The following is a 24,803-nucleotide window of genomic DNA, read 5'->3' on the forward strand; positions in this document are numbered from 1 at the left end:
GACCAGCAGGCGTTTGAATACTCGCTCCAGAAGTCTGGCCTGGGACGCGACGACCGCCATTGAGGCGCTGGCCGCCGCGGACACCGCCCTGTGGATATGGACCCCGTCCGACGACCAGATGCGCTTCACCGGCGCGACCCGGGCGCTGGGGCTCGGCCCGCTGGCGCCGGAGTGTTCGGGCGCCGCCTTCACCGCTGTGGCCATTCCGCAGGACCGGGCGCTGGCCGAGAAGATTCTCAAGCCGCAGGCCGAGGGGACCGAGGTCGCCGTCCGTCTGCGCATGCGCGATTCCGAGACCTGCATCTGGCGCGGCGTCTGGCTGGAGGACGGCCTGCGCGCCGCCGGGGTCGTGGCCCTGGAGACGAAATTCGCCGCCTCGCATGTCGACCGGCTGACCGGTCTTCTGGACCGGCGCACCTTCCTCGCCCGCGCCGGCGAACAACTGACCCAGCCGGGCGACTATGAGCTGGTCGTGGCGGACGTGGACCGCCTGCGCCGCCTGAACGAGGCCCTCGGCCATGAGCGCACCGATCTGGTGCTGGCGGCGCTGGGATCGCGCCTGAACGCCGCCTTCGCCCATGACGCCAACGCCGCCCGCATCGGCGAGGACGAGTTCGCCGTCCTGGCCCCGCGCGGCACCGGCGCCGTGGCCGAACGGGTGCGCGAGGCGCTGGAACAGCCGCTGCGCGTTGCAGGCTTCGACATCTATCCCACCGTCTCGATCGGCTCCGCCCAGGCCGAGGGCGGCCCGGACGCGCCTGATCCGGCTGAAATGCTGCGTCGGGTCGAACTGGCGGTCGAACAGGCCAAGACCGCGGGCCGCAGCGGCGTCGCCGCCTATGGCCGGGCGCTGGAGAGCGACAGCCTGTCCCGGCTGGCGCTGGAAGCCGACCTGCGCAACGCCTTCGTGCGCGGCGAGATCGAGCCCTTCTACCAGCCGATCGTGAACCTGCTGACCGGCGCCGTGGCCGGGTTCGAGGCCCTGGCCCGCTGGCGTCACCCCAAACGTGGTCTGGTCCCGCCCGACGAATTCCTGGGTCTGGCTGACGAAATGGGCCTGATGAACGACCTGGGTCTGCTGATGATGACCCAGGCCTCGCGTCAGCTGGCCGAATGGCTCAAGCGGCATCCGTCGGCGGGCAAGCTGTTCTGCAGCGTCAACCTGTCGGTCGGCGAGATCGAGCGGGCCAATCTGGTCGAGGACGTCACCCGCATCATCGCCGACTCCGGCCTGCCGAAGGGCGCGCTGAAGCTTGAGGTCACCGAGGGCGACATCATGCGCGACACGACCCGCGCCGCCGAGACCCTGACCCGGTTGCGCGCGGCCGGCGCCTCGCTGGCGCTCGATGATTTCGGCACCGGTTTCAGCTCCCTGACCTGGCTCGCCAAGCTGCCGTTCGATACGCTGAAGATCGACCGCTATTTCGTTCTGACCATGGACAAGGACGAGGGCTCGGCCAAGATCGTCAAATCGGTGGTCAACCTCGGCCGCGACCTGTCGCTGGAAGTCGTCGCCGAGGGCGTCGAGAACGCCGGCCTCGCCAAACTTCTGCTCGACGCCCAGTGCCACTACGGCCAGGGCTTCGGCTACGCCCCTGCCCTCCCGGCGCAGGAGGCCGAGGTCTATCTGAACGAGTCGCTGGCTGATGGGACGGCACCGATCAAGGCGCGGTCGGCCTAAGTCGCGATTCCGCCCGCCTGGCGCCGTTAGGCTGGATATACAGGTTGTGCTAGCGTGTGCTGGATGCATCTCTGGGAGGAATCGATATGCACCGGATAATCACCGCGCTCGCGGGCGCAATGGCGTTGGGCGCGTGCGCCACCGCTGAAACGCACCGGATCGACTTTCTCAACCAGCCCGTTGAGGTCGCGGTCGCCCGCTACGGGCAGCCTGATACCGTTCTGGATATGCCGGACGGCCGCCGCCAGTACCAGTGGCGCAAGCCGCGCACTGACATGGTCGGCCAGCAGATTATCCGGGAGACCTGCCGGCACACGATCTATGCGCGATGGAATGAGTCGGCCAATGACTGGATCCTCCAGAGCCGGAAGCCCACCCGCACCTGTCCCTGAAGCGAGCCGTGACGGGCCGAAATGCGATCATCGTCTGAGAGCTGAAGCTCTGCTGGCGTTTGATCGCAGGTCCGCCCCCTTAAGCCCGCCCGCTCTGCCCTGACAGCTGCGCCGGATCGACCCCCAGTCCCGCCAGCGCCTTGGCCCACTTCCCGTCATAGTCGACGTCGAAGATCAGCTCCGGATCGGCGTCGGCGGTCAGCCAGACGTTCTCGCCCAGCTCATCCTCCAACTGGCCCTCGCCCCAGCCGGCATAGCCCAGCAGCAGCACCGAACGGTTCGGCCCCGACGCCGGGTCCACCATGGCCAGCAACGCCTCGCGCGTGCCGGTCATGGCCAGACCCTCGGCGAAGGCCACCGAGGCGTCGTCGATCAGCCAGTCGTCGGTGTGCAGGACAAAGCCGCGCTCACGCTCCACAGGCCCGCCGATCAGCACCTGCCGGCCGGCGGCGGTCTCCGGCGCCTCGGTCTTCAGCTTGTCGAGCACCTTCTTCAGGTTCACGCCCGGCGCCGGCCGGTCCAGCCGCAGGCCCATGGCGTGGTCCGGCCGGTGGGCGCAGATCAGGATCACCGCATGCTCGAACCGGCTGTCGCTGATGCCCGGCATGGCCACCAGAAGCCGCCCGACCAAGGATTGGAAATCGTCCATGGCCCTATCATCGGGACGCCGGCCCGCGGACGCAAGGCGGCGGATCGACACGATGTGGTTGGCGTCCCGCGCGGCAACGCCTATCTGGTCGGCAGCGTTACCTTCTCACCCCCACCCGGAGCCTGCCCCATGACCGTCCAGATCGGCGACCGCATCCCCTCGGCCAACCTGACCCGCGCCACCGACGACGGCCCCAAGCCCGTCACCACCGACGACATCTTCGCCGGCAAGACCGTGGCCCTGTTCGCCGTGCCCGGCGCCTTCACCCCGACCTGCTCGGCCCGTCACCTGCCGGGCTTCAAGGATCTGCGCGAGGAAATGACCGCCAAGGGCGTCGACACGATCGCCTGCCTCTCGGTCAATGACGCCTTCGTCATGGGCGCCTGGGCCGACAGCCAGGGCATCGGCAAGGACGAGATCCTGATGCTGGGCGACGGCAACGGCGACCTGACCCGTCAGCTGGGCCTGTCCATGGACGCCAAGGGCTTCGGCATGGGTGAGCGCTCGCAGCGCTACTCGATGATCGTCAAGGACGGCGTTGTCAGCCAGCTGAACATCGAACAGCCGGGCGAATTCCGCGTCTCCTCGGCTGAGCATCTGCTCGCGCAGCTCTAGGGTTCTCCCCTACCGCTCATCCCCGCGAACGCGGGGACCCAGTCCTTTCGCGAGGCAGGTTGCGTGGGATCAGCGTTCCAGAACAATCGGCCGCAACTGTCATCCACAGAACTGGGTCCCCGCGTTCGCGGGGATGAGCGGTAGTGGGAACGGACCCCTTCACCCCCGAACAGCGCAGCGCCGTCATGCGCGCCGTGAAGGGCCGCGACACCACGCCTGAACTCGCCGTGCGCCGCATCCTGCGCGCGGCGGGGATCGGTTACCGGCTGGGCGGCCGCGGCCTGCCGGGCCGGCCGGATCTGGTGATGCCGGGGCGGCGGGTGGCGGTCTTCGTGCACGGCTGCTTCTGGCACGGCCATGACTGCGCCCGCGGCGCGCGCCAGCCCAAGACCAACGCGACCTACTGGACCGCCAAGATCGGTCGCAACCGCGCGCGCGACGTCGCCACCCAAACGGTGCTGGAAGCCGCTGGATGGCGAGTGGTCACAGTCTGGGAGTGTCGTATGAAGGCTGACGATTTCAGCGAGGTCCTGGTCGCCGAGATCCGCGGTCAGGCCGCCACGGTTTCCGCCCCGGGGACCTCGTCCGCCTGAGCCATGGTCATCACATGGGTGATGGCGCCCAGCAGCATCGGCGGCGTGATCGGCTTGGGCACGAAATAGGTCATGCCGGCCTCGGTGCAGGCGGCGATGTCCTCGGCCGCCGTGTCGGCGGTGACGGCGATGATCGGCACGCCGACGTTCGGTCCATCCCCCGCCCGGATGCGGCGCGTGGTTTCGCGACCGTCCAGCTCGGGCATCCGCACGTCCATGAAGATCAGGTCGAAGGCGGTGTTCTCGCAGATCTTCAGCGCCGCCATGCCGTCTGCGGCGGTCGAGATATCGCAGCCCAGGGGCTGCAGGATCAGCTGGATGGCGCGGCGGTTGATGTCGTGGTCATCGACCACCAGCACCCGCATCGGCCGATCCTCGCCGTCTTCGCTGTCCTGGGCGACGGGCTCGGGCTGGAGCGTGACGGCGGTCTCCACCGACGCAACCGACGGGCCCAGGATCCGGGCCGCGATGGCTTCCGCGGACAGGTCTTCAGGGACCGGGGCTTCCGCGATCGTGGGCGCGGTCGGCGCGGAGACGACGGGTCGTGATGTCGGCGTCAGCGACTGCGCGGCCGGGGTCGGGGTGGAGGAGCTGGTCATGCGGCCGGACAGGGCGCGGGCGACGGCGTCGCGGCTATCCTGGTCCAGCGCCCGGGGTGGGGCCTCGACGGCCTCGCCCTTCAACAGGGACAAGGCCAGGGTGAAGCTGGCGCCGGCGCCGGGGCTTGTCCGCACGGTCACCCGTCCGCCCATCAATTCCGCCAGCTGACGGCTGATGGCGAGGCCCAGGCCGGTGCCGCCGTGCTGGGCGCTGACGCCTGCCGTGGTCTGGTCGAAGGGGGTGAACAGGCGCGCGACCTGATCCGCCGTCATGCCGGGCCCGGTGTCTTCCACGGTAATAAGCACCGCATGGCCGGCGGGTTCCTCGCTCCAGGCGTTGAGACGCAGGGTGATCGACCCCGTCTCGGTGAATTTCATGGCATTGGAGATCAGGTTGTTGAGCACCTGACGAACCCGCATCGGATCGCCCCGCACACCGGCCGGGATCGACGCCGCGCCCTCGACCCGAAGCTTCAGCCCCTTGGCCCGGGCCGGTCCGCGCCACAGGCGCGTGGTCTGGTTCAGGAGCTCGCGCAGATTGAAGTCGACCTCGTCGACGGTCATGTGGCCGGCGTCCAGCTTGGCGTGATCCAGCAGGTCGTCGAGCATGGCCTTCATCATGAAGCCGGCGTCGGTGATCAGATGGGCCTGCGAGCGGGCCGCAGCGTCGGTCGCGCCCCGCTCCAGTTCCGCCGCGCCCGTCAGGATGGCGCTGATCGGGGTGCGCAGGTCGTGTCCGATCGCCGCGAGGAAGGCGCTGCGGCCGGCCATGATCCGCTCGGCCTGGGCCCGCTTTTCCTCGGCCTCGACCCGGGCAGCGCTTTCCGCCAGCCGGGCCTCGTTCATCCGCTGCCAGGTCGACAGGCAGTAGGTAATGAAGACGCCGACCGCGATGGCGGCGGCCGTGACGAATCCCGGGGTGGCGCCATGCATCGCCATGAACACAGGCGTGGCCGCCAGATAGAGGAATTGGATCGAGGCGGTCATCAGCATGACCGAGGTCGAGCGCGGCGCGTTGATCACGGCATAGATGGCGCCGGCGGAGAGCAACATCACCGAGCAGATCCCGCCCATGGCGCCGCCCATCAGCCAGAGCGGCACTGACAGACTGCCGAAATAGGCGGCGTTGAGGCTCAGCATGGCCCAGCCGGCGACGCGGCGGACGCCCCGCAGCTTTTCGGCCTTGCCGCTGACGATCGGTGCGAACACCCACACGTCCAGCAGCTGGACGATGAAATAACCGATCACCCAGGCGAAGCTCAGCGACCAGCCCAGCAGGGGGCTGAAGATCAGGGCGCTGGCCGAAGCCATGCCGAGCCGCTGCAGCAGCGCCTTGCGCCGCTGACGGATCGCGCCGGCCCAGTCGCCGGGATCGGAGACGGACGCGGCGGCAGGCATGTCGGCTGTGGCTATCGCCATGCGGATCCCCGGAATGGACGTTTTCGCCCCGTCCGTGATCATGACCTGCTTGCCCTAACGCTCCGTCAACGGGCGGTCGAAACAGCCTCTGAGACTGTTGAAAACCCGTCGGATCGCAGGCGCGCGGCGAGGTCGCGCTTGATCCGCCCGATCAGTCCCGGCCCCTCAAAGATGAGGGCTGAATAGAGCTGGACGGCGGACGCTCCGGCCCGAATGCGGGCATAGGCTTCGGCTCCGCTGTCGATTCCGCCCGCCGCGATCAGGGGCAGGCGGCCGCCTCCGGCCTCGGCGGCGGCCCGCAGCGCGGCCCCGGCCCGCGCCTTCAGCGGCGCGCCGGACAGACCGCCGGCCTCATCCCGGTCGCGCGCACGCAGGCTGTCGGGCCGGTCCAGGGTGGTATTCGACACGATCAGGGCGTTGATGCCGTGATCCAGACTCGCTTCGACAATCAGGGTGATTTCGGCCGACGTCAGGTCCGGTGCGATCTTCAGGAAGACCGGCGTCGGGTCCGTCCCGCGCGCCTCGGCCAGCCGGCCCAGCAGGTCGTCCAGCGCGGCCCGGCCCTGCAGGGCGCGCAGGCCCGGCGTATTGGGCGAAGAGACATTGACGGTCACATAGTCGGCCAGACCCTTCAGCCGGATCAGGCCCGCGACATAGTCCGCCGCCTTGTCTTCCGTGTCCTTGTTGGCCCCCAGATTGGCGCCCACGACGGCGCTGCGGGGGCGATCCGCCAGCCGGGCGGCGAAGGCCTCCAGACCGGCGTTGTTGAACCCCATCCGGTTGATGATGGCGCGGTCCTCGCTCAGCCGGAACAGGCGCGGTTTCGGATTGCCGGGTTGGGCCAGCGGGGTGACAGAGCCGCATTCCAGAAAGCCGAAGCCCAGTCGCGACAGGCCGTGCAGGGCCTCGCCGTTCTTGTCCAGACCGGCGGCCAGCCCGACCGGATTGGGCAGGGACAGCCCGGCCACGGTGGTCGCGAGAATGGGGTCGTCGGCGCGCGCCGCCGGCAAGGGCGCCAGCTGCAGGGCCCGGATCGCGAGGCCGTGGGCGGTCTCCGGATCCAGCGTCCGAAGCAGGGCCGCGCCGATATCGGTCACGGCCATCCGACAGCCCCATCATCGAAGCGCATGACGCCCTCCGCATCGACCGACAGGCCACGCTGCGGCGCATCGGCGCTGGCAGGCAGGGGAGCGAACAGGTGCGGGAACAGGTCCCCGCCGCGTGACGCCTCCCATTTCAGCGCCTCCCCCAGCGGCGCCAGCGTCACCTCGACCAGCACCAGACCGGTCTTCCCCGCATAGTGCCGCCGCGCCGTCTCGGCCAACTGGGCCGCCGTCGACATATGGATGTAGCCGTCGGCCAGATCGACCGCCGACCCTGCATAGGCGCCCGCGGCGACCGCCGCTTCCCACTCGGCCCGGTCGACCAGCTTGTAGGCGAGCTCGCTCATTCGCCGCCCAGATCGCGCGGCTGGATGAAGCCCTCCAGGGTGCAGCGTCCGGCCACGTCCACGGTGAAGATCGCCGCGGCTCCCGGCGGAAAGCCGCCACTCATCCGGTCGAGAATGGCGGGCGAGGCCGCACTCTCGACCAGATACTCCACCGCCAGCACATGGATGCCCGGATTGTGGGCCACGACCATCAGGCAGCCGGCCTCGTCCTCTCCCGCTTCCACGAAGCGGCGCAGGGTTTCGGAGCCGCCGTTGTAGAGGGGCTCGTCCTCGCGCACCTGCACATCGCCGAAGGCGTCATGCAGCAGGTCCCAGGTCTGGCGCGTGCGGGCGGCGGGCGAGACCAGCGCCAGATCGGGACGCATGCCGCGCCCGGCCAGCGCCCGACCCATGGCGGCGGCATCCTTGCGGCCCCGCGGCGACAGCAGGCGGTCGCGGTCCCGACCGGAACCGGCCGCCCGTTCCGCCTCGGCATGACGCATCAGGATCAGTCGTTGCATGGGCAGGGCTTTAAGGGCGTTCGCCGCTTCCCGCCAGATCATCCCCGGCCAGATCGCGCGAGGATCGTGACGCCGGCTGCGGCTGCAGGGCAGGCGTCATCACCGGCGCCGTGGCCACCGCCCCCCCCGGCCGGATACGGGCATAGGCCTGCCGCGTCGCCTCCAGCAGGATGACGCCCGCCGCGCCGGGCATGACCCGCTTGCCGATCTGTTCGAAACCGTCGGCCAGCGGCAGCAGGGGCGCCCACGGTGGCACATACAGGGTCTGGGACCAGGCCGTGGGCTCCAGTCCCGCGCCGCGCACCAGCCGCTCAAGCTGGCGGCGGGTGAAGGGCCGTCCGTGACCGAAGGGCGTGCTCTCGGCCCGCGCCCACAGTCCGCCGCGCGCCGCCGCCACCAGGATGATCCGCCCGGCCGGCGACAGGGCGCGCACCGCCTCGTTCATCAGTCCCTGGGCGTCGTCCGCCTCTTCCAGGGCGTGGATCAGCAGGATGCGGTCGAACGAACCGGCGGCGAACGGCAGGCGGCGATCGTCGACCAGCAGGCTGCGGTTCTTGCCGACCGAGGGCCAGGGCTCGACGCCCTGGCCGCCCGGCATGGCCGCGATCACGCGCCGGGCCCCGACGAAGGCCTCCAGCCAGGGCGTAGCGTAGCCGATGCCGAGAACGTCGCTGTTGGTTGCTTCCCCCCAGGCGTCCTCGAGCCGTCGCGCCAGCAGCCGCCGCGCCAGGGCGCCGGTGGGCTCGCCGTAGAAGGTCCGGAGTTCCTCGATACTGCGCCGCATCCTGCCACCATAGGCCGCGTCGGGGGCGGCTGCTAGAAGACCCGCATGACCCTCGACGTGCGCCTCTTCCCCTGTCTCAACGACAACTACGGCTTTCTGGTTCGGGATCCGGAGACCGGGACCGTCGCCACGATCGACACGCCCGATGCGGACGCCATTCTGGCCGATCTGGAGCGCAGCAGCTGGGGCCGGCTGGACCTGATCCTCAACACCCACTGGCACCCCGACCATACCCAGGGCAACGCCCGGCTGAAGGCCGACACGGGCTGCGAGATCGTCGGACCGGAGGAGGTGCGCAAGGCCGCGCCGATCGACCGGATCGTGGCGGGCGGCGACACGGTCATGCTGGGCGCGACAGTGCTGGAAGTGACCGACGCGCCCGGCCACACGCTGGGCCACATCGTCTATCGCTCGTCCGCCGACGCCCAGGCCTTCGTCGGCGACGTGCTCTTCACCCTGGGCTGCGGACGGCTGTTCGAGGGGACGCCGTTGCAGATGTGGAACAGTCTCCAGGCGCTGGCGAGCTGGCCGGAAGAGACCGTCATCTGGTGCGCCCACGAATACACCGCCGCCAACGCCCGCTTCGCGCTCAGCGTCGACGACCGGCCCGAAATGGCGGCGCGGGCGGCGGAAATTTTCGCGATGCGTGAGCGCGGCGAGGCGACCGTTCCGACGACCGTTGGCGCGGAAAAGGCTTTCAATCCGTTCCTGCGGGCCAGCGACGCGGCGGCCTTCGCGGCCGTGCGGGCCGCCAAGGACGTCTTCTAGCGCCGGGTCGGCGCCGGCGGGGCGAGGAAGGCCTGAATCACCCGGGCCGACGACGGCCGGCCGGCCACGCCCTGCACCGGGGCCACCACGATCCGAAGCTCGCCGCGCGCATAGGTGACCGAGGCCCGTTGGCCCTCGATGATGGTGATGCTCCGCAGCCGGTCAAGCGAGGAGCGGGCCGTCGGCGAGCGGGCGATCCTCAGGACCGCGTCGGTGGACAGGATCAGGGCCTCGACGGCCAGACCCTCGGCCTGCCCGTCGGTATCGACGTTGATCTCGATCAGCCGGCCCATCGTCTGGCTCAGCATGGCGCTGCGGCGGGCCATCAGCTGGAACAGCTGGGTCGGCCCCAGGGTCGGTGGAATCAGGCTCTGACCGGGACCGGAGAAGGAGGCGGGGGAGCCACCGGGCGCCCGGGGCGTATAGACGGTCATGCCGCCGCCGGGGGTTACCCGCAGCAACTGGTCGCCGGCGTCATTGCGATAGATGACGTCGCCGCGCGGGGCGGCCGTCGGCCGCAGCACCCAGGTCTCGTCCCGCCGGTCGAAGCGCAACAGGGGCCGCGGGCCGGACCGGTCGAGGATGAAGCCCTCGCCCGATTCGGCGACATAGCGGCCGGTCGGGGGCGCGGCGCGCGCGGCTGCGGCATTGCGCTCGCGCAGCGATTGGCTCTGTTCGGCCTGGGCGTTGCCCTGGTTCTGCGCCTGGGCCTGGGAGGCCGTGGCCAGCGAAGACAGGGCCGCCGCCGCGAGGGCGATCGCCATCGCGGCCGGAAGCGGCGTGCGCGCCGTTCTGACCCTTGCCGTCAACTCCATGACCGCAGTCGTGGAATCGCCCCGCGGCGGATTTTGGGCAGGACCGGGTCAGCCGACCAGATACTGACCCCCGTTCAGCGACAGGGTGCAGCCTGTGACATATCCGGCACGTTCACCGGCCAGCCAGGACACCATGTCGGCGATTTCCTCGCCTTTTCCGAGTCTTCCGACTGGAATCTGGGCGATGATCCCGGCCAGCACCTTCTCGTCCATGGCGCCGACCATTTCAGTGTCGATATAGCCCGGTGCGATACAGTTCACGGTCACACCCTTGCGTGCATTCTCCAGCGCCAGCGCCTTGGTGAAGCCGATCATCCCGGCCTTGGCGGCCGAATAGTTGGACTGGCCGATCTGGCCCTTCTGGCCGTTGATCGAGGAGATGTTGACGATCCGGCCGAAGCCGCGGTCCCGCATGCCGTTGATGATCTGTCGCGTCATGTTGAACACGCTGTCCATGTTCACGCGGATCACGTCGGACCACTGCTCCGGGTTCATCTTGTGGAAGAAGCCGTCCCGGGTGATGCCGGCGTTGTTGACCAGAATGTCGATCGGGCCGAGCTGGTCCTCGATCTCCTTCACGGCCCGCGCGCAGTCGTCGAACGAGCCGACGTTGCCCTTGACGATCGCGACACCCAGTTCCTTCGCCGTCGCCTCGGCCGCCTCGACATTGCCGGAATAGCCGGCGGCTACGAGCATGCCGTCTTCCTTCAGCCGCTGAACGATCGCCTTGCCGATGCCGCGGGTTCCACCCGTGACCAGAGCCACTCGAGCCATGTGCGTTTCCTTGTCCCTGTTGGCGGCCCGCTCTGACGGAGGGCCTTCAACAGCAGGTTTAGCGGCGGGAGGGGCGAGGGTCGAGGGGCGGCGGACCAGGGATCAGGGATTACGGACTAGGGATGGGAAGGAGCGGGGCGCGCCGGCTATCCGATGGCGACAGCGATCAATCCCTAATCCCTCATCCCTAATCCCTCAGATCCGCGCCATATCCAGCACGAACCGGTACCGCACGTCCGACTTCTCCAGCCGCGCATAGGCCTCGTTGATCTGGTCGGGGGCGATGACCTCGATGTCGCAGGCCAGGCCGTGCTCGGCGCAGAAGTCCAGCATCTCCTGGGTCTCGCGAATGCCGCCGATCAGCGACCCGGCCACGGCCCGGCGCCGCCACAGCAGGCCCATGGCATAGACCGGCAGGCCCTCGGTGGTCAGGCCCAGCATGACCATGGTGCCGTCCTTGGCCAGCAGGTTCACATGGCTGGCGATCTCGTGCGTCGCCGAGACGGTGTTGATGATCAGGTCGAAGCTCTCGCACGCCGCCTGCATCGCCGCCTTGTCCGAGTTGATCAGGAAATGCTTCGCCCCCATCCGCTCGGCGTCCGCCTTCTTGCGGTCCGAGGTCGACAGGACGGTAACCTCCGCCCCCATGGCCGCCGCCTGTTTGACCGCCATATGGCCCAGGCCGCCCAGGCCGATCACCGCGACCTTCGATCCCGGCCCGACCTTCCAGTGCTTCAGCGGCGAATAGGTGGTGATCCCGGCGCACAGCAGGGGCGCGGCGGCGTCCAGCGGAATGCTGTCGGGGATGGTCACGACATAGTTCTGATCGACCACGATGGCGGTGGAATAGCCGCCCTGGGTGATCTTCTGGCCGATGTCGCCCCCCTTGGGATCGGGCGAGCCATAGGTCTGCACCATGCCGGGCACGCAATACTGCTCCTCGCCCTCGCGGCAGGGTTTGCACTGGCGACAGCTGTCGACCATGCAGCCGACGCCGACCCGGTCGCCGACCTTGAAGCGCGCGACATTGCCGCCCACCGCCGTGACCACGCCCGCGATCTCGTGACCCGGCACGATCGGATAGGTCGTATTGCCCAGGTCGTTCTTCACGATGTGCAGGTCGGAGTGGCAGACGCCCGCATATTTGATCTCGATGGCCACGTCGTCCGGACCCGGATCGCGCCGGTTGAAGTCATAGGGCGACAGCGGGGCTGTGCTGGACGTGGCGGCGAAGGCGCGGGTGGCGATGGGCATGAGGGAGCTCCTGAAAGGCTGATCTCAAGTGAGCGCGCCGACGGCCCGGCGCAACGGGCTCAGGTCAATTTGGCGATCAGCGCCTGCGCCGCCGCCGGATTGCGCACCTTCGCCCCGGCGATGAAATAGGCGAAGACGTCGCCGCCCTTCGCCCAGTCGCGGGTCTGTTTGACGATCCCGTCCAGCTCGGCGGACGTCATCCCCGTCGGCTCGTCCTCGCGGCTCGACATCAGCCGGGCGTATCTGAAATCAGCCGTGGGCTGGTCGATCCGCGGCCACTCCGGCGCCTCCTCGTCGACCGCATAGACGATGGCCGCCCCGTATTTCGCCGCCAGATCGTAAAACTGCGGCGTGTCGAACGTCCCGCTGCGCACCTCCAGCGCATGCCGCAGCCGCACCCCGTCCTTCTCCTTCGGCAGCAGCTTCAGAAAGCCCTCGAAATCGACCGGATCGAACTTCTTGGTGGCCATGAACTGCCAGTTGATCGGCCCCAGCTTGTCGCCCAGCGCCGTCAGCCCCTGATCGAGAAACCGCCCGATGCTCTCGCCGCCTTCGGCCAGGATTTTCCGATTGGTGCAGAACCGGCTGGCCTTGACCGCGAAGACGAACCCCTCGGGCGTCTCGTCGTGCCATTTCATCCAGGTCTCGGGCTTGAAGCCGGAATAGTAGGTGCCGTTGATCTCGATCGAGGTCAGCTTCGAGCTGGCGTACTCCAGCTCCTTCTTCTGGCTCAGCTTGTCCGGATAGAAGACCCCGCGCCATGGCTCATAGGTCCAGCCGCCGATGCCGACGCGAATGGTTCCGGTCATGTCGTGCTCCGCTCGGATCAGAAGGCCAGGGCCGCAGCATAGCCGGGATCGGCCAGCCGGGAATTGACGAACTCGCCCTGCCGGTCGCGCGGTACGGCATAGGCCACGAGCGGCGCGAGGGCGGGCAGCACCTCCGGCGGGGCGTCCATGCCCTCGGGCATCTCGCATTCGGCCATGGCGAAATAGCAGGCGCCGTCGGCGTCCAGCAGCAGGTCGATGTCCCATTGCAGGCCGTGCCGGTCGGTCACGGTCCGCCGCCGCTTGTGGATGCGCCGGTCGGTCAGCGGCCACAGGTCGTCGAAATCGCGCGGCTCGGTCATCGCCGTCTCGATCTCGATCAGCCGCCCGCCCGCCGGAATCTTGCAGGTGAAGGTGTCGGTCGCGACGCCGACCCGCGTCTGCCGCCGGATGCGGGCGTCGCCGGGCAGGTAGCCCTGCCGGATCTCGCTCCAGTCGTCCGGCGCCCACAGGGCCCGCACCGCCGCTAGATCGGACAGGACGTATTTGCGCTCGTTCTCGGTCGGCATGGCGGGGTTCTAGCGCGGCGGCGGCGCCGTTGGAACGCAGGTCTGGCGGGCTTCGGCCGTCGCCTCGAACGGCAGGGGCGGCGCGTCAGCCCGCCGTGAAACGGATCGTGCGGACAGCCGCCTCGGCGGCCTCCAGTCCGTTGCCGAAACCGCTCGACGAGATCACCACGGACTGCGCCCCGTCGCTGACGACGGCCCACAGGCATTCGCCGGCGGCGGCGTGGAAGCCGGTTTCCGGCTCGCTGATCCCGCAGGTGACCACGGCGCGCAGGCCGGACTGACCATTCACCTCGAACGCCTCGACCGCGACCGGCTCGAACCGGCCGTAGGTGGTCATCAGCCGCCCGTCGGCGTCTCGCTCAAAGCCGGCCTCTTCCGCGGCGACGGTCTCAAGCGAACCGGTGTGAACCTGGACCGTGAGCAGGTCGCGCATGAATTCCTCGGCGGCCGGGTCAGACAGGATCATGCAGCGCGGGCCCATCTCTTCATCGCAGGGACGCATCTGCAGACCGGCGGCCTTGTCGAAGGCGATGCCGAGCGCCGCGGGCGGCTGGGGCGCCGCCTGACGGGCTTCAGGCTCCGATACCGCTGCGGGCTCCCCGCACCCGGCAAGCCCCAGTGCGGCCACGACCGCGACAACGCCCAAATTGTTCATGACCGGGTCTCCGCCTGTTGCGGCCAAGCCTGTGCCCGTTGGAGCCGGTGATCAAGGCCTGAGGTTCAGTCCCCCAGCACGGCCTGGATTCCCGCGATCAGGCTGACGGCCGTGATGGGCTTGGCGACGTGACTGTCCGCGCCCGCCGCAGCCGACTCCGCCCGGTGCTCGGCCATGGCGTTGGCGCTCAGCATGACGACGGGCGTACGGGTGCGGTGGGGCTGGGACGCCTCGAAGGCCCGGATCGCCCGGGTGGCTGTGAGCCCGTCCATCACCGGCATCTGCATGTCCATCAGCACGACGTCGAAGACCCCGGCCTCAAAGGCCGCGACCGCCTGGGCGCCGTCGTCGGCGATGACCACCTCCGCGCCCTGACCCCCCAGAATCAACTGGACCACCCGCTGGTTGGTGGGGTGATCCTCGGCCAGAAGAATCCGGATCGGACGGCCGGTGAGCGCGGGCTCCGCCGCTCCGCCGGCGGCCTCGCGGGCGTCATAGTCGGCCAGGCTGCCGGCGCGATCCAGCGGCAGGACGAAGCGGAAGCGGCTGCCGGCGCCGGGCGTCGAGCGCGCCTCGATCGAACCGCCCATCATCACCACCAGCGACCGGCAGATGGACAGGCCCAGACCCGTGCCGCCGAACCGGCGGGTGATGGTGCTGTCGGCCTGGTGAAAGCGCGCGAACAGATTGGCCGCGTGCCCGGCATTGAAGCCGACGCCTGTGTCCTCGACCGTGAACGCCAGCTGATGCGGGGCCGCCGGCATGTCTGGATCGTCCGGCCAGGCCTCGATGCGCACGGTGACGGAGCCGGTGGCGGTGAATTTGATCGCATTGGACAGCAGATTGCCCAGCACCTGACGGATGCGGGTGCTGTCGCCCACGAACAGGCCGCGGGCCTCGGGCGTGCGCTCGACACGGAAGGCCAGGCCCTTGTCCTCGGCCCGCGCCGCCATGACCGCCAGCGGCTCCAGCGCCTCTTCGAGGTCGAAGGGGCGGGATTCCAGGTCCAGCTGCCCGGCTTCGATCTTGGAGACGTCGAGGATGTCGGACACCAGCCGTTCCAGCGTCACCCCCGACCCGCGGATCAGGGCGACCATCTCGGCCTGCTCGGGCGACAACGGCGTCCGCGACAGCGCATCCACGATGCCGATGACCCCGTTCAGCGGCGTCCGGATCTCATGGCTCATATTGGCGAGGAATTCGGATTTGGCGGTGTTGGCCGCCTCGGCCGCCGCCTTGGCGTCGATCAGCGCCTGTTCCGCGACGACCCGGTCGGTGACGTCGCGGGCGACAGCGTAGATATGCTCGCCGAACCGGCGCGCGCGCCATTCCAGGGTGCGATAGCTGCCGTCCTTGTGACGATAGCGGTTGATGTGGCCGATCACCGGGTCGCCCGGCCGGCGATTCTCCACCTCCTGGATGCTGTCTCGTGTTCCGGGCAGATCGTCGGGATGAACCAGGGTCAACAGGGCGACACCCTGCATTTCCTCGGGCGAGTAGCCGAGCGCGTGGCGCCAGGAGGGACTGACCCGAACCACCCGGCCCTCGATGTCGCGGATGACCAGCAGATCCAGGGATACGTCGAAGAAGGTGGACAGGTCGGCGCCGCCGCCCGGGTCCGGGTCCGCCAGGAGCGCAGTCTCGCGGCCGTCCTCGTCCGCCCCGGTCCGCGCGATGCAACTCATGATACTGTGGTCCCCGACCGTCACCGGTCCTGACCTTGGCGCTGCCGGGTTAAGGGCGCATTGCCGTCTAGTAGGCGAAGTCCCGGTACATCCGGGTCAGGTCGCCCTGCCACTCGCCGTTGTACAGCGCCAGCAGCCGGTCGGCCGGAGTGATGCCGCTGTCGGCGATGTCCTCCAGCTCCGACAGATAGCCGCGCTCGTCGACCATGCCGCCGCTGAAGCGGGCGCGGCTCTTCAGCCCCTCGCGGGCGATGCTGACCATGTCGACGGCCACGTCGCGCACCGTCCGCCCGGCCACCTCGGCCTTGAGACCCAGCCGCGTCACGTCGCGGCGCAGGCGTTCGTGGTCGGCGATGTCCCAGTCCTTGACCAGGTCCCAGGCGGCGGCCAGCGCCGCCCCGTCGTACAGCACGCCCGCCCACAGGGCCTGCAGCGCACAGATCCGGCTCCACGGCCCGCCGTCGGCCCCGCGCATCTCCAGATACGACTTCAGCCGAACCTCGGGGAAGAGCGTGGTCAGGTGGTCGTTCCAGTCCTTCTTCGTCGCCCGCTCGCCGGGCAGGGCGGGCAGGCCGTCGGTCATGAAGCTGCGGAAAGACTGGCCGGACAGGTCGACATAGGTGTCGCCGCGCTTGGCGAAATACATCGGCACGTCCAGCGCATAGTCGGCGTAGCGCTCGTAGCCGAAACCGTCTGCGAAGACGAAGTCGAGCATCCCCGTCCGGTCCGGATCGGTGTCGGTCCAGACATTGGCGCGCGAGGACAGGAAGCCGCTGGGCTTGCCCTCGATGAAGGGCGAACAGGCGAACAGGGCGGTGGCGATCGGCTGCAGCGCCAGCGAGGTGCGGAATTTGGCCACCATGTCGGCCTCGTCCGCGAAGTCCAGGTTCGACTGGATGGTGCAGGTGCGCAGCATCATGTCGAGGCCCAGCGACCCCTTCTTCGGCATATAGGCGCGCATGATCTTGTAGCGGCCCTTGGGCATGACCGGCACGTCCTCGCGCCGCCACATCGGGTCGAAGCCCGCGCCGATGAAGCCGAGGTTCAGCTGGTCGGCGACCTGTTTGACCTCCATCAGGTGCTGGCCGGTCTCGTTGCAGATGTCGTGGACATCCTTCAGCGGCGCGCCCGACAGCTCGAACTGCCCGCCCGGCTCCAGCGAGATCGAGCCGGTCATGCCTTCGTCGTTCTTGCGCTCGAGGGCGATGACGTAGCCGGCCTCCTCGACGGGGCTCCAGCCGAAGCGTTGCAGGCCGGTCAGCATGGCCAGGATGCCGCCTTCACCCTCATAGGCCGGGCGGCGCAGGGTGGTGCGGTCGAAGCCGAATTTCTCGTGCTCGGCGCCGATGCGCCATTGGTCCTTCGGCTTGGCGCCCTTCGACATGGCGCCGATCAGGTCGTCCCGGGAAAGCGGCGCGGCGTCGGTCATGCATTCAGCCCTCTTGTCGCGGCTAGATGGGAGGGAAATCCCTCCCGCTCAAGGGGCTATCGCTCCCAATCGCCCACGGCCGCCTGCCACAGCGTCAGGGCGGCGACCGCCGCGGTGTCCGCCCGCAGGATCCGGGGCCCCAGCGACACGGCGGTGGCGAAGGGCAGGGCCCGCAGCCGCGCCCGCTCTTCCGGCGAGAATCCGCCTTCGGGGCCGATCAGGATCGACCATGGACCGCCACCCGCCTCCGCCAGCGCCCCCATCACCGGCGCCCCGCCCGTCTCGTCGCAGAACATCAGCCGCCGCCCGGAGTCCGTGCCCGCCTCCCAGCCGTCCAGCAGGTCCGCCAGCTTCAACGGCTCATCGATCATCGGCACATCCAGCCGCCCGGTCTGTTCGGCGGCCTCGATGGCGATGGCGTCCAGCCGGTCCATACGCACATGCTGGACCTGCGTCCGCTGGGTGACCACCAGCCCGACTCGCCGTGCGCCCAGTTCGGTGGCCTTCTCGACGGCGAATTCCAGAGCCGACTTCTTCACCACCGCGATCAGCAGCTGCACATCCGGCCCCATGACCTGCGGACGCAGCTGTTCCTCGGCCCGCAGCACCACGCCCTTTTTGAGAATCTCGGCGATGACGCAGCGCCACTCCCCCTCGCGCCCGTTGAACGCCAGCAGACTGTCCCCGAGCTTCAACCGCATCACCTGGGTCAGGTAACGCGACTGGTCGAGCGTCGGCAGGACCGCGGCGTCGGGTGCGAGCGGGGTGGGGACGTGGAGGCGGATCATGGGGCAGGTTTAGCTTGTCATCCCCGACGAGCGAAGCGAGATCGGGGACGGCAAGGCCAACACAATCTCCGGCCCGGTCGGCTTGCCGAACCGGGCCTAGGCCTGATTGGCCAGCAGGTCGCCGTACAGGTCCGCCCAACGCGGATTCAGGTCCTCGACCAAGGCGAATTTCCACGCGCGTAGCCATCGTTTGATGCGCTTCTCACGCAAAATGGCCTGATCTACGTATTGATGGGTTTCGTACCAGACGAGCCGATCAATCGCACGCTCACAGGTATAGCCCGGGATCAGACTCTGCTTGTGCTCGCCAACGCGACGGATCAGGTCGTTGGTCATGCCAACGTACAGCCAGCCGCACGGACCGCTCGCGAGCATATACACATAGAAGTGCTTGGCCATTTCCGTCTCCCGGATCAACTCTTGCGAGTTGTCCGGGAGGAATCAAGGTTGTGAGGCCAGCGTCCCCGATCTCGCTTCGCTCGTCGGGGATGACAAGGGGCCGGGCTCGAAACCCTACAGCGTGCGCGCGATCAAGAGCTTCATGATCTCGTTCGTCCCGCCGTAGATACGCTGCACGCGCGCGTCCTTGTACAGCTGGGCGATCGGATACTCGTTCATGTATCCGTAGCCGCCGTGCAACTGCAGCATCTCGTCGATCACCTCGCCCTGGATGTCGGTGACCCAGTATTTGGCCATCGAGGCGGTGACGGCGTCTAGCTGGCCCTTCAGGTGCAGGCCCATACAGTGGTCGACGAAGACCTTGGCCACCGTCAGCTTGGTCTTCACCTCGGCCAGTTTGAACTGGGTGTTCTGGAAGTCGATGACGCGCTTGCCGAAGGCCTTGCGCTCCTTGACGTAGGCCAGGGTCTCCCGCAGCCCGCGCTCGGCCGCCGCGACCCCCTGGACCGCGATGTTCAGCCGCTCCTGCGGCAGCTGCTGCATCAGCTGGATGAAGCCCTGGCCCTCGCCGCCGCCGATGATGTTCTCGCCCGGCACCTTCACATCGTTGAAGAACAGTTCGGAGGTGTCATTCCCCTCCATGCCGATCTTGTGCAGGTTCCGGCCGCGCTCGAAGCCCTCGGCTCCGTCGGTCTCGACGACGATCAGCGAAGTGCCCTTGGCGCCTTCCGACGGATCGGTCTTCGCCACGACGATGATGAAATTGGCCAGCTGGCCGTTGGTGATGAAGGTCTTGGAGCCATTCACCACATACTGGTTGCCGGTCTTGATGGCGGTGGTCTTCACCCCCTGCAGATCGGACCCCGCGCCCGGCTCGGTCATGGCGATGGCGCCGACCAGTTCGCCCGACTGCAGCCGCGGCAGCCAGCGCGCCTTCTGCTCGGCCGTCCCGTAGTGCCAGATGTAGGGCATGACGATCGCATTGTGCAGCGAGATGCCGAAATGGTCCGCGCCCTTCCAGCCCAGCTGGCGCATCAGCACCACCTCGTGCCGGTAGTCCCCGCCCATGCCGCCGTCTTCCTCGGGCATCGACAGCCCCAGCAGACCGGCGTCGCCCGAGGCGTTCCACAACTCACGAGGCACGCTGGAATTGGCCAGCCACGATTGCACCGCCTCGGGCGAGGCGTGCTCGTCGATCCATTTGCCGACGCTGTCTGAGAAGAGGACGATCTCCTCTTCCTGCATGAAATCGGGTTCGGGGACGTTGAGGACGTTCATGGGCGGGCTCTACGGCTCTCCCTCCCCCTTGTGGGGAGGGTGGTCGCGAAGCGACCGGGTGGGGGACGCTTGGTGAGGAACGCCGGCGCATCATGGCCAGCCTTGCCCCACCCGGTCGTCGCTGCGCGCCCCCCCCCCCCCCCCCCCACCGACGACGACGACNNGGGGGGGTGGGGGGTGGTCGCGAAGCGACCGGGTGGGGGACGCTTGGTGAGGAACGCCGGCGCATCATGGCCAGCCTTGCCCCACCCGGTCGTCGCTGCGCGCCGACCACCCTCCCCACAAGGGGGAGGGATAAAGTCAGATCAGAACGCCTCCGCCGGCATCTGCATCAGCACCTCGGCGCCGGTCTTCAGCTTGGCCAGATGCGCGCCCGTATCCGGCAGGATGCGCTCCACGAAATACCGGCCGGTCATCAGTTTGTTGGCATAGAAGGGATCGCTGGTGCCGGCATCGACCTGGGCCTGCGCCGCCTTCGCCATCTGCGCCCACATGTATGCCAGCGCCGTCAGGCCGAAGATGTGCAGGTAATCCGTCGAGGCCGCGCCCGCGTTGTCCGGGTTCTGCATGCCGTTCTGCATCAGCCACATCGTGCCTTCCTGCAGCTTCTTCTTGGCGTCGGCCAGGCCGTCGACATAGGGCTTGATCGGGCCCTCGCCGCCGTTCTCGGCCACGAAGGCATCGATGTCGGCGAACCAGCTCATGATCGCCCGCCCGCCGTTGGCCGGCAGTTTGCGACCGACCAGATCCAGCGCCTGGATGCCGTTGGCGCCCTCGTAGATCATGGTGATGCGCGCATCGCGCAGATACTGCGACGCCGCGAAATGCTCGGTGTAGCCGCTGCCGCCATGCACCTGCATGGCCAGAGAGGCGACGTGGAAGCCCTTGTCGGTCAGATAGGCTTTCAGCACCGGGGTGATCAGACCCATGTAGTCATGGGCCTTCTGCGCCTCGGCGGCGTCGTCCGAGTGCTGCAGATCGGCCTGAAGCGCGGTCCACAGGGTGAAGGCCTGGCCGCCTTCGACGAAGGCCTTGGCCTCCAGCAGCATGCGGCGCACGTCCGGGTGGACCATGATGGAGTCGGCCGGCAGTTCCGGGCTCTTCGGTCCGGTCAGGCTGCGGCCCTGCAGACGGTCATGGGCGAATTCGACGGCGGCCTGATAGGCGGCCGTGCCGATCGACAGCCCCTGCAGGCCGGTGCCGAGGCGGGCCTCGTTCATCATGACGAACATCGCCGCCATGCCCTTGTTCTCGGTCCCGACCAGCCAGCCCTTGGCGTTCTCATAGGCCATGACGCAGGTCGCGTTGCCGTGAATGCCCATCTTGTGCTCGAGGCCGGCGCAGGCCGCGCCGACGTTGCGCTCGCCCAGCGATCCGTCCTCGTTGACGAAGATCTTGGGCACGACGAACAGGCTGATGCCCTTGATCCCCGCCGGCGCGCCCTCGATCCGGGCCAGCACCAGATGGATGATGTTGTCGGTGAAGTCGTGCTCGCCTGACGAAATCCAGATCTTCTGGCCGGTGATGTTGTAGCTGCCGTCGCCGTTCGGCACCGCCTTGGTGCGGATCAGGCCCAGGTCCGTGCCGCACTGCGGCTCGGTCAGGTTCATGGTCCCGCCCCACTCGCCCGAGGCCATCTTGGGCAGGTACATCGCCTTCTGCTCATCCGAGCCGTTGGCGTTCAAACCCCAGTAGGCGCCCGCGGTCAGGCCCGGATACATCGAGAAGGCGGCGCTGGCGGCGGCGGTCATCTGGCCGAAGGCCATGGCCACCACGGCCGGCATCCCCTGGCCGCCGTGTTCCGGCAGGGCCGACAGGGCGGGCCAGCCGGCCTCGACCATCGCCTTGTAGGCTTCCTTCCAGCCGGTCGGGCCGGTGACCTTGCCGTTGTCCCATTTGCAGCCTTCCTGATCGCCGATGCGGTTCAGGGGGGCGATGACCTCCTCAGCGAATTTGGCGCCTTCCTCGAGGATCTGTCCGACCAGGTCCGACGACACGTCGGCAAAACCGGGCTGGTTGGAATAGCGGTCGATCTCCAGCACCTCGTTCAGGACGAACGTCAGGTCGCGGACAGGCGCCTTGTAGGCCATGGGATTACGCTCTCGCTTTGAAGGGCTGGTGGAGGGGGTCGGCGTTCAGGCGCGACTTGAGCAGGTCGGCGTATTCATCGGCGCCGGGCAGCAGGTCGGGGCGGAATTCGCCCAGTTTCCGCTCCATCACGGCGCAGGCTTCCTCGGCCGTCTCGATGGCGGCGTCGAGGTCTTCGCGCTGCTGTTTCAGCGCCGCGATCTGGGCCCGGTGCCGGCGCAGGGCGACCGACATCTGGTGGGCGTTGTGATTGTCGTGGTCGTACAGATCCAGCATCTCCTGGATCTCCAGCAGGCTGAACCCGATGCGCCGTCCGCGCAGGATCAGCTTCAGCCGGGCCCGGTCGCGCGCGTCATAGACCCGCGTCTGGCCCTTGCGGGCAGGCGTCAGCAGGCCCTTGTCCTCATAGAATCTCAGGGCGCGCGCCGTCGCCCCGAACTCCCGACAGAGCTGGCGGATGGAATAGGTGCGATGATCGTCGGCGGTCGCCATGGCCAAGTCATAACTTGACGTGCACGTAAAGGGAAGCCTTTAGCTCGGCATGGCCCGCAAACACGTCAACCTCGGCTCCGCCCCCGACAAGCGCGACCTGCCGCAAAAGACCTGCGTCGTCTGCGGCCGCCCCTTCTCATGGCGCCGCAAATGGGCCCGCGACTGGGATCAGGTGAAGGTCTGTTCCGACCGGTGCCGGGCGGCAGGGGCGAAGGCCTAGCGAACTTCGCGGGCCCGCTTCCAAAGGACCGTGGCGGTCATGGCGATCAGGACCAGATTGGTCAGCGCCGGGCCGACGTCCAGGCCCGCGGCGTGAATGCCCAGCATCACGACTTCCAGCGCCAGCAGGCCGCTCGCGGCCATGACCAGCAGCGGCCGGCCGTGCTTCCACGACACCAGCGGCGCGAGCACCAGAACGGCGAGGAGAATCTCGGCGACGCCGAGGCCGCGCACCATGTTCGGGGTCACCAGCGCGGGCCAGCGCATCAGGTCGATCAGGTTGGCCATCGGCTCGCTGAGCTTGGCGTAGCCGGCCGCGATGAAGAACATCGCGATCCAGCCCTGGAGCGTCCAGAGGGTCAGGTTGCGGTAGCTCTGGTTCAGCCGCGCGCGGGCGGGGGTGAGGGTCCGGGTCGACATTTTCGGCACGCCGGGGAGGGCGCTCTCTTGATTAGCAACAGACGCGATGTCGGATCGCATGACCCGTTCCGCAAGAGCGCGAAGCGTGAGCGTAACCATCCGTGACCGCCTTCTGCGAGAGCTACGGGGCCGAAGCGTGGCCGTATGCATAAATCTCTGTAATGCGTGCGGCGTTGCAGTCGGGTTAAGGCCAGGGTTGGCGGGACCCCTTGTCATCCCGGCCGAACCCCGGCGAAGGCCAGGATGACAAGGTCCGTCCCGATTCCCGCCAGCTCAGCCCCGCGCTTCGCCGGCCTCGCGCAGACGCCGCACCTTGGCCTCAAGCGGTCCCCAGTCGTCGTGACCGTCGATCGCGGCCCAGATCGCCTCGACCTCGTCGATCAGCATCTCTTCCGGCTCTGCGGCGGCGAAGATCGGCGCCTCCAGCCGCTCGGGCCGGTCCGGCGCATGTTCGAACAGGGCGAAGCGGAAGGCGTCGAAGGCCTCGCCCTGATAGAGCTTGCCGCGCCGCCCGCCGAGCGCCCGGGCCGAGGAGGCGAAGCCGCCGAACCAGTCGAAGAACAGCGGCTCCCAGCGCAGCGCCTCGCCGCCCTCGCGCAGCAGCGCCAAGGTCGTGTCCAGCAGCCTCTGGTCTGCCGCCTCGCCCAAACTCTCCACGCCCAGCCGCGCCAGGAAGGCGGCGCGCAGCTCGCGGATATAGGCCGGGCCGAACCCGTTCAGCGCCTCGGTCAGGGGTTCGGCATCCGCCACCGTCTTCAGCGCGCCGCCCAGCTGGGTCAGGGCCCAGAACACCGCCTCCGGCTGGCGCGCGAAGGCGTACAGGCCGGTCTGGTCGAAATAGGCGGCGGTGAACCCCGGCTCATAATGCGGCAGGAACCGCCACGGGCCGTAGTCGAAGCTCTCGCCCGTGACGTTCAGATTGTCGGTGTTCAACACCCCGTGGACAAAGCCCGCCGCGATCCACCGTGCCGTCAGCCGGGCCGAGGCCTCGACCACGGCGCGCAGCAAGCCGGGGGTATCTCCGGGCGCGACGGTCGGGTGGTAGAGCGACCGCGCGTGCTCGACCAGAGTCTCGACCATGTCGGCCCGGCCCAGATACGCCGCCCGCTGGAAGGTGCCGAAGCGGATATGGCTGTGCGACAGCCGCACCAGCACGGCCGACCGCGTCGGCGACGGCTCATCGCCGCGCTCCAGATCCTCGCCGGTCTCGATCAGGGAGAAGGCCCGGCTGGTCGGCACGCCCTGGGCCTCCAGCATCTCCGCCGCCAGCACCTCGCGCACTCCGCCCTTCAGCGTCAGCCGACCGTCCCCGGACCGCGACCACGGCGTCTGGCCGGAGCCTTTTGTCCCGAGGTCGAGCAGCCGGCCGCGGTCGTCCCGCATCTGGGCCGCCAGAAACCCCCGCCCGTCGCCGAGATCGGGGTTGTAGGTGCGGAACTGGTGCCCGTGATAGCGCATGGCGACTGGCCCGGGCTGGCCGGGCAGGGGCTCGAAACGACCGAACCGGGCGATCCATTCCGCGTCGGTCAGCGTCTCCAGGCCCACGCTCGCGGCCGCCCGGTCGTTGCGGACCCGCAGGATGGTCCGCGGGAAGTCGGCGGCGCGCACGGCGTCGCCATAGTCTTCCCCAAGGTCGAAGAAGCGCGGTTCCGGGCGGTAGGCGGGGGAGGCGGGCATGCAGGGCAAATGCCCCCTGTCGCCGAAGGCTGCAATGGCGGCGC

At 68.5% G+C, this 24,803-nt stretch carries 27 protein-coding genes; 6 read left to right on the forward strand and 21 right to left on the reverse strand.

What is annotated here, in order from left to right; all coding sequences use genetic code 11:
• The first annotated feature begins 13 nt into the window (after positions 1-13).
• Positions 14-1,681 carry a putative bifunctional diguanylate cyclase/phosphodiesterase gene (locus tag B3E43_RS02675; RefSeq protein WP_292026349.1) on the forward strand — a complete coding sequence of 556 codons (1,668 nt, stop codon included), beginning with the start codon at positions 14-16 and terminating at the stop codon, positions 1,679-1,681.
• Between the two features lie 86 nt (positions 1,682-1,767).
• Entirely contained in the window at positions 1,768-2,073 is a 306-nt protein-coding gene (locus B3E43_RS02680; RefSeq protein ID WP_292026350.1) for a hypothetical protein, read from the forward strand.
• 79 nt (positions 2,074-2,152) lie between these two features.
• On the opposite strand, the gene B3E43_RS02685 is transcribed toward B3E43_RS02680, so the two are convergent.
• Complete coding sequence (locus B3E43_RS02685) at positions 2,153-2,722, reverse strand: YqgE/AlgH family protein (protein ID WP_292026351.1); 570 nt, start codon at positions 2,720-2,722, stop codon at positions 2,153-2,155.
• A 129-nt stretch (positions 2,723-2,851) separates the two neighbouring features.
• On the opposite strand from B3E43_RS02685, the gene B3E43_RS02690 reads away from it, so the two are divergent.
• Together B3E43_RS02690 and B3E43_RS02695 are read left to right on the forward strand one after the other, a co-directional pair.
• Positions 2,852-3,337, forward strand: coding sequence for a peroxiredoxin (locus tag B3E43_RS02690; RefSeq protein ID WP_292026352.1), 486 nt, complete (start codon positions 2,852-2,854; stop codon positions 3,335-3,337).
• 143 nt (positions 3,338-3,480) lie between these two features.
• Positions 3,481-3,930, forward strand: coding sequence for a very short patch repair endonuclease (locus B3E43_RS02695; RefSeq protein ID WP_292026353.1), 450 nt, complete (start codon positions 3,481-3,483; stop codon positions 3,928-3,930).
• On the opposite strand, the gene B3E43_RS02700 is transcribed toward B3E43_RS02695, so the two are convergent.
• The 5 genes from B3E43_RS02700 to B3E43_RS02720 all read right to left on the reverse strand — a co-directional run bounded on the left by B3E43_RS02700 (position 3,888) and on the right by B3E43_RS02720 (position 8,682).
• Positions 3,888-5,948 carry an ATP-binding protein gene (locus B3E43_RS02700; protein WP_292026354.1) on the reverse strand — a complete coding sequence of 687 codons (2,061 nt, stop codon included), beginning with the start codon at positions 5,946-5,948 and terminating at the stop codon, positions 3,888-3,890. The two genes, B3E43_RS02695 and B3E43_RS02700, sit on opposite strands and share 43 nt — an antisense overlap.
• Before the next feature lie 65 nt (positions 5,949-6,013).
• Entirely contained in the window at positions 6,014-7,051 is a 1,038-nt protein-coding gene (locus B3E43_RS02705) for a quinone-dependent dihydroorotate dehydrogenase (RefSeq protein ID WP_292026355.1), read from the reverse strand.
• Positions 7,042-7,398 carry a DUF952 domain-containing protein gene (locus B3E43_RS02710; protein WP_292026356.1) on the reverse strand — a complete coding sequence of 119 codons (357 nt, stop codon included), beginning with the start codon at positions 7,396-7,398 and terminating at the stop codon, positions 7,042-7,044. The genes B3E43_RS02705 and B3E43_RS02710 overlap by 10 nt, the downstream gene beginning before the upstream one ends.
• On the reverse strand, positions 7,395-7,898 hold the full coding sequence (locus B3E43_RS02715) for a SixA phosphatase family protein (RefSeq protein WP_292026357.1): 504 nt from the start codon (positions 7,896-7,898) through the stop codon (positions 7,395-7,397). The genes B3E43_RS02710 and B3E43_RS02715 overlap by 4 nt, the downstream gene beginning before the upstream one ends.
• A 10-nt stretch (positions 7,899-7,908) precedes the next feature.
• Positions 7,909-8,682 carry a class I SAM-dependent methyltransferase gene (locus tag B3E43_RS02720; protein WP_292026358.1) on the reverse strand — a complete coding sequence of 258 codons (774 nt, stop codon included), beginning with the start codon at positions 8,680-8,682 and terminating at the stop codon, positions 7,909-7,911.
• Positions 8,683-8,727: 45 nt separating this feature from the next.
• Here B3E43_RS02720 and gloB point away from each other — a divergent pair, with 45 nt between their 5' ends.
• Entirely contained in the window at positions 8,728-9,450 is a 723-nt protein-coding gene (gene gloB, locus B3E43_RS02725) for a hydroxyacylglutathione hydrolase (protein WP_292026359.1), read from the forward strand.
• Here gloB and B3E43_RS02730 read toward each other — a convergent pair.
• The 13 genes from B3E43_RS02730 to B3E43_RS02790 form a co-directional block, all read right to left on the reverse strand.
• Positions 9,447-10,214, reverse strand: coding sequence for a DUF4908 domain-containing protein (locus B3E43_RS02730; protein WP_292026360.1), 768 nt, complete (start codon positions 10,212-10,214; stop codon positions 9,447-9,449). The two genes, gloB and B3E43_RS02730, sit on opposite strands and share 4 nt — an antisense overlap.
• A gap of 99 nt (positions 10,215-10,313) precedes the next feature.
• On the reverse strand, positions 10,314-11,039 hold the full coding sequence (gene phbB / locus B3E43_RS02735) for an acetoacetyl-CoA reductase (RefSeq protein ID WP_292026361.1): 726 nt from the start codon (positions 11,037-11,039) through the stop codon (positions 10,314-10,316).
• Positions 11,040-11,234: 195 nt separating this feature from the next.
• Positions 11,235-12,293 (reverse strand): NAD(P)-dependent alcohol dehydrogenase, encoded by a 1,059-nt coding sequence (locus B3E43_RS02740; RefSeq protein WP_292026362.1) that lies wholly within the window; start codon positions 12,291-12,293, stop codon positions 11,235-11,237.
• A 59-nt stretch (positions 12,294-12,352) separates the two neighbouring features.
• Positions 12,353-13,102, reverse strand: a complete 750-nt coding sequence (locus B3E43_RS02745) for a DUF72 domain-containing protein (RefSeq protein WP_292026363.1) — start codon at positions 13,100-13,102, stop codon at positions 12,353-12,355.
• Positions 13,103-13,119: 17 nt separating this feature from the next.
• On the reverse strand, positions 13,120-13,629 hold the full coding sequence (locus B3E43_RS02750; RefSeq protein WP_292026364.1) for a hypothetical protein: 510 nt from the start codon (positions 13,627-13,629) through the stop codon (positions 13,120-13,122).
• Positions 13,630-13,714: 85 nt separating this feature from the next.
• Complete coding sequence (locus B3E43_RS02755; protein WP_292026365.1) at positions 13,715-14,284, reverse strand: hypothetical protein; 570 nt, start codon at positions 14,282-14,284, stop codon at positions 13,715-13,717.
• 65 nt (positions 14,285-14,349) lie between these two features.
• Positions 14,350-15,969, reverse strand: a complete 1,620-nt coding sequence (locus tag B3E43_RS02760; RefSeq protein WP_292026366.1) for an ATP-binding protein — start codon at positions 15,967-15,969, stop codon at positions 14,350-14,352.
• A 67-nt stretch (positions 15,970-16,036) separates the two neighbouring features.
• A complete protein-coding gene (locus B3E43_RS02765) occupies positions 16,037-17,398 on the reverse strand; it encodes a glutamate--cysteine ligase (RefSeq protein WP_292026367.1) in 1,362 nt (453 codons plus the stop codon).
• 56 nt (positions 17,399-17,454) lie between these two features.
• Positions 17,455-18,186, reverse strand: a complete 732-nt coding sequence (locus B3E43_RS02770; RefSeq protein ID WP_292026368.1) for a 16S rRNA (uracil(1498)-N(3))-methyltransferase — start codon at positions 18,184-18,186, stop codon at positions 17,455-17,457.
• 96 nt (positions 18,187-18,282) lie between these two features.
• Positions 18,283-18,585 carry a GIY-YIG nuclease family protein gene (locus B3E43_RS02775; protein WP_292026369.1) on the reverse strand — a complete coding sequence of 101 codons (303 nt, stop codon included), beginning with the start codon at positions 18,583-18,585 and terminating at the stop codon, positions 18,283-18,285.
• Between the two features lie 114 nt (positions 18,586-18,699).
• Positions 18,700-19,863 (reverse strand): acyl-CoA dehydrogenase family protein, encoded by a 1,164-nt coding sequence (locus tag B3E43_RS02780; protein WP_292026370.1) that lies wholly within the window; start codon positions 19,861-19,863, stop codon positions 18,700-18,702.
• Positions 19,864-20,168: 305 nt separating this feature from the next.
• Positions 20,169-21,953, reverse strand: a complete 1,785-nt coding sequence (locus B3E43_RS02785; protein ID WP_292026371.1) for an acyl-CoA dehydrogenase C-terminal domain-containing protein — start codon at positions 21,951-21,953, stop codon at positions 20,169-20,171.
• A gap of 4 nt (positions 21,954-21,957) precedes the next feature.
• Complete coding sequence (locus tag B3E43_RS02790; RefSeq protein ID WP_292026372.1) at positions 21,958-22,443, reverse strand: MerR family transcriptional regulator; 486 nt, start codon at positions 22,441-22,443, stop codon at positions 21,958-21,960.
• Positions 22,444-22,492: 49 nt separating this feature from the next.
• Here B3E43_RS02790 and B3E43_RS02795 point away from each other — a divergent pair, with 49 nt between their 5' ends.
• The gene (locus B3E43_RS02795; protein ID WP_292026373.1) at positions 22,493-22,663 is read left to right on the forward strand and encodes a DUF2256 domain-containing protein; all 171 of its coding nucleotides are present in this window, start codon (positions 22,493-22,495) and stop codon (positions 22,661-22,663) included.
• Here B3E43_RS02795 and B3E43_RS02800 read toward each other — a convergent pair.
• Both B3E43_RS02800 and B3E43_RS02805 read right to left on the reverse strand, forming a co-directional pair.
• Positions 22,660-23,082 (reverse strand): DoxX family protein, encoded by a 423-nt coding sequence (locus B3E43_RS02800; RefSeq protein ID WP_292026374.1) that lies wholly within the window; start codon positions 23,080-23,082, stop codon positions 22,660-22,662. The genes B3E43_RS02795 and B3E43_RS02800 overlap by 4 nt on opposite strands.
• Before the next feature lie 273 nt (positions 23,083-23,355).
• Complete coding sequence (locus tag B3E43_RS02805; RefSeq protein WP_292026375.1) at positions 23,356-24,759, reverse strand: protein adenylyltransferase SelO; 1,404 nt, start codon at positions 24,757-24,759, stop codon at positions 23,356-23,358.
• Between the last annotated feature and the right edge of the window lie 44 nt (positions 24,760-24,803).

Origin of the sequence: Brevundimonas sp. UBA2416 (assembly GCF_002343105.1) — a bacterium.
In the GTDB taxonomy this organism is placed as follows: domain Bacteria; phylum Pseudomonadota; class Alphaproteobacteria; order Caulobacterales; family Caulobacteraceae; genus Brevundimonas.